Raw genomic sequence first — 3876 nt, forward strand, 5'->3', positions numbered from 1 at the left:
CGCCCGGGGCGGCCGTGCGCACCGCCGGGGCCGCCCCCCCGGGCGCCCCCCCCGGGGGTGGGCCCCGCTTGCCCCCCCCCCGCCCCGTTTGGCCCCGGCGGGCCCCCCCCCCCCGGGGGGGCCCTCCCGGGCTCCCTCCCCGGGGGGGGCCCGCCCGGGGGCGGCGGGGGGGCATTGGCCGGCCCACCGCGCCGCCCGCTCCTTGAATCCGTCGGTCCGTCAGGCAGCGTCACGGGCGGTACGGCGCCGGCGGGCGGCGGCCCGGGCGCGCAGGGCCGCCGCGACCAGGGCGCGTACGGGCGCGGGAGCGCGGCGTATGTGGAGTGCCGTACGCAGCGGCTCGTCCAGCAGCGAGGCGGCCACCGCGGGGGCGAGTCCGGCGAGCGGCCGGGGCAGCCGGGCCGCCAGCAGCCCCTGGCTGGTGGCCGCCCAGAGCGCGGCGCCCTCGGCGCTCGGCGCGAAGTGCCGGCTCTCGTACCCGCGCATCCAGCGCTCCACACCGGCCATCCCCGCGCCGTCCGCGCTCTGATCCATGGCGTTCTCGCCGTCCCCGTCCCCGGAGAGGCCGAGCGCGTCGGACAGGTCGACGTGGAAGGCGTACGCCGCGTCCCGTTCCTCGTCCGTCACCGCGCGGTGGCCGTGGTCGTCGACGAAGCGGAGCGGGCAGACGGTGAAGCAGGCCAGGACGTACCGCATCAACTCGGGGGTGATGTCGGGCCGGTCGTGGATCCGGCGCAGCCCCTCGACGATCCGCCGGCCCTCCGCGCTCTCCACCCCCTGGCCGATCAGGGCGAACATGGCCACCCCGGTCGCCTTGGCCCGGCCGCGCGGCTCGTTGTACATCCGGCCCGTGGAGTGGAGGACCCGGGCGATGCCGGGGATGCCGAAGGTGCGGACGAAGCCCAGGGTGAGCCCCAACCGGGACTCCTCGGGCATCGTCTCCAGCACGAGCCGCGCGAAGGCGTCACCCGTACCAGGAGCATCCCCCGGCGCCTGTGTCTCGTCCGTCCCGTGGGTCTCCGTCATCTCTGTCATCCCTGTCGTCCCCACTCACTCCGTGGCCGTGGCCGTGGCGGCGGCCAGCGCCTCGCCGGTCAGCGGCGCGTACAGATGGCGGGCGACCCGTACGAGATGCGCCCGCTCCTCCACCGGTTCCGCGTCCAGCCCCGGCAGCGGGGCCTGGTCCTCGCGGGGGCGCGGCGGCGTCCCCGTGTTCAGCGCCTCGACGGCGCAGCGCAGCGCGGTGGCGACGATCAGCGCCGCCCGGTCGGCGTCGTCCAGGCCGGCCCGCTCGGCGAGCGCGGTGGCGGCGGGGACCACCGCGGGGGTGACCCACGGGCGCAGCGTCAACTGGCCGTCCCGTATCTCCAGTCCGCGCCGCGCGGTGCGCCACTCCAGGTCGCGCACGGCCAGCCGCTCGGTCCAGGCCGAGGGCGGCGCCTCCAGGGCGAGGCGCCGGTCCGCCCGGTAGACGAGGTCCCACAACGGGCGCAGGGCCTGGTAGTCGCGGCGCCTGCGGATCCAGGCGGCGACGGCGGGTCCGGCGAATCCGGTGGTGATGAGGACGGCGCCCAGGGCGGCGAACGCGGGGCCCAGGGCGGTGCTCAGCCACTCCGTACCGGTGGTCCCGGCGGCGGCCGCGCCGATCGCGACGAGCTTGCTGACGCCGTATCCGCAGGCGACGAAGGCCCCGACGGCGAGCTGCCGGATGCCCCGGCGCAGCGGCCCGTCCGGCAGTCCGGCGGCGTGCCGGAGGCAGACGCGGCCGATGTCGATGAGCGCGAAGCCGAACAGGCCCTGGTAGAGGACGAGGAAAGCCGCGATCGACGGGATCGCGGCGAAGGTGGTGTCGAAGGTGAGCGGGGTCTCCGGGCGCGTGGGCCCGCCCGCGAAGAACAGCACGATCATCGCGGCGACGAGGACGGCGAACACCGTGAGGCGCACCCGTACGGGGCGCCAGGTCGCCACGGTGGCCTCGTCCCACACCAGCGCGCCGACGCGGTCCTCCGGCGGGGTCCACATCCGCGCCAGCACCACGGCGGCGGCGGAGAACCCCATGATGCCGAGGTAGACGAAGAGCGTGGCCAGATTGGGGCGGTGCGCGAGCCGGTCGAGCAGCCGGTAGACGACCGGGGCGGCGACGACGAACGCGGTCGCGGGCGCGGCGATCGACAGGGTGACGACGAGCAGTCCCGGACTCGGGTCGCGGCGCCAGGCCCGTATCTTCAGGGCGGCGACGACCCAGGCCACCGTGCCGATGCCGAGGTAGACGACGTTGAACGGCGCGTCAGGTATCTGCGGCGCCCCGAGAACCGGGCCGGCCGCGGATATGTGGGATATGTCAGCTATGCCTGACATCCCGTCCCCGTATGTCAGACATGCTGTCCTTTGCGGTGTTCCATCGCCGGCGCCAGTTGGGATGTCGTCCCGGCGCCGGGGGCCAGTACGAGGGTACGCGTCAGCTCGGCGCCCAGGATCTCGGCCTCCTCCTCGGCCGCCTCGTCGTAGTGCGAGCGGCCGAGCACGAGCCTGACCAGGTCGGGGTCGAGGGTGGGCAGGTCCACCTCGGCCGTCTCCTCGTCGGCGGTCGGCGCCTCGGCGAGGTGTCCGCACAGGAGGTGGGCGAGTTCGTGGCAGATGATGTGGGCCTGGTGCAGGGACGAGGTCTCCTGCTCGAAGTGGACGAGGTCGGCGGCGGCGCGGCGCTCGACGAAACCCGAGGGCTCCCCCACCCGCATCCGGCGCGGGACGAGTTCGACCCGGCGGCCGGTCCGGTCGGCGACCGCCGCGCACAGCTCTTCGACGGTGCGTGTACGCGGCAGGTCCAGCTCCCTGACCATGGCCCGCATACGGCGGCGGGTTCGCCCAAGATCTCCCACGCTCTCCCCATCGCCCTCGGCGTCGGCGCCCGTTACGGCAAGGCGCCAGTGTCCCAGAGCGGTTCGCCCGCTGTCGGTCACTCCTCGGAACGGCCGTCGGAAAGGCCACCGGACCGGCCCCCGGAGCGGCCGTCGGACCGCCCACCGGGCAGGCCGTCGGAACGGCCGCGGGACCGCCCCTCCGTGTGACCCTCGGTCAGCCCGACCGCCTTGCGCAGTTGCTCCACCACCGTGAGGGCGGCGTCCTGCATCGCGGGAGGCAGTCCGGCCGCCCGCATCGCGATGCGCTCCACCCGGGCGTCCCGCAGCGCCTCGATCTTCCGCAGGTCACGCTCGACGGCCTGAGCGGTGGCGGAGTCGCTGAAGTAGTCCAGCGGGACGCCGAAGAACTTGGCGATCTTGACCGCGTTCTCCAGGCTGGGCTTCTGCGTGCCCTTGCGGAGGTTCCCGATGTACGTACCGCTCAGGCCCGTCCCCTCGGCGATCTCCGAGTCGCGCCAGGGGCGCCCCAGGTCCTTCGGGTATATCACCGAGATCACACGCCGGAAGCGGGCGGCGAAGTCCAGAGGCTCCGAGGACGCCGTCTCCCCATCCTCGCCGGGACGGGGTGCCGACGCTTCTGAGTGTGGAGAATCGGTGGTGGCCATGGATCGGACTATAGAACTCTTCCGCCCGCGACGGGGATCAGGCCACTCGATCGATTTACACGATCGTTGTGAAAAAGCGGGCCAAACGACGCAAGAGGCGAGGAATTTCCACCTCCAACCCATCTGCTAATCCACGATAGTTGACTTCCGCCCGCCTCACCTACAGGATCGACCTCGCTGGCACGACGACAACGGCCCCGGGCCGTGAAAGCGCCGGGCGCCGCTGCCTCACGGGGGTGGGCCCCAGCGCCCCGCGCCGGCGAACTCCGGTGTGGCCGTGTCCCCTCAGTGGCCCCCGTGGGCCGGCTGGTGGTGGTAGCACACCACCACCACCCCGGGCAACACGGTGT

The 3876-nt window shown here is 74.0% G+C and carries 4 protein-coding genes; all 4 read right to left on the minus strand.

Annotated features, from left to right (window positions below; genetic code table 11):
- Positions 1–219 precede the first annotated feature (219 nt).
- Entirely contained in the window at positions 220–1026 is an 807-nt protein-coding gene (locus tag ACFXPL_RS36945) for an oxygenase MpaB family protein (protein ID WP_384927557.1), read from the minus strand.
- Positions 1027–1050: 24 nt separating this feature from the next.
- Positions 1051–2358, minus strand: a complete 1308-nt coding sequence (locus ACFXPL_RS36950; RefSeq protein ID WP_384927558.1) for an MAB_1171c family putative transporter — start codon at positions 2356–2358, stop codon at positions 1051–1053.
- A 14-nt stretch (positions 2359–2372) separates the two neighbouring features.
- Positions 2373–2849, minus strand: coding sequence for a hypothetical protein (locus ACFXPL_RS36955; protein WP_384927559.1), 477 nt, complete (start codon positions 2847–2849; stop codon positions 2373–2375).
- Positions 2850–2956: 107 nt separating this feature from the next.
- The gene (locus ACFXPL_RS36960) at positions 2957–3418 is read right to left on the minus strand and encodes a helix-turn-helix domain-containing protein (protein WP_384927560.1); all 462 of its coding nucleotides are present in this window, start codon (positions 3416–3418) and stop codon (positions 2957–2959) included.
- Positions 3419–3876 lie beyond the last annotated feature (458 nt).

It is taken from the genome of Streptomyces sp. NPDC059092, assembly GCF_042756365.1.
Taxonomy (GTDB): domain Bacteria; phylum Actinomycetota; class Actinomycetes; order Streptomycetales; family Streptomycetaceae; genus Streptomyces.